General features: G+C 77.1%; 1 protein-coding gene. It reads right to left on the bottom strand.

Annotated elements, in window-relative coordinates:
- Window positions 1-201 (bottom strand): DEAD/DEAH box helicase family protein (locus F0L46_RS26450; RefSeq protein WP_188312160.1); only part of this gene is annotated, 201 nt, incomplete at both ends.

Raw genomic sequence — 201 nt, 5'->3', positions numbered from 1 at the left:
CTCCGTCTTGCCGTAGCCCACGGCGCCGCAGACCAGGCGGGCCATCGGCGTGCACGAGGCGAGGCCGTCGAGGACGGCCGCGATGGCGCGGGCCTGGTCGCGGGGCTCGGGGTAGGGAAAGCGCGCGACGAAGCGCTCATAAGGCGCAGCTGGCGGCCGGATCGGCTCGACCCGGGCCCCCCCCCGCTCCCGGGCGAGCGT

The sequence above is a fragment of the Salinarimonas soli genome, assembly GCF_008386575.1.
Lineage (GTDB): Bacteria > Pseudomonadota > Alphaproteobacteria > Rhizobiales > Beijerinckiaceae > Salinarimonas_A > Salinarimonas_A soli.
This window is presented reverse-complemented; position numbering and strand designations above follow the sequence as displayed.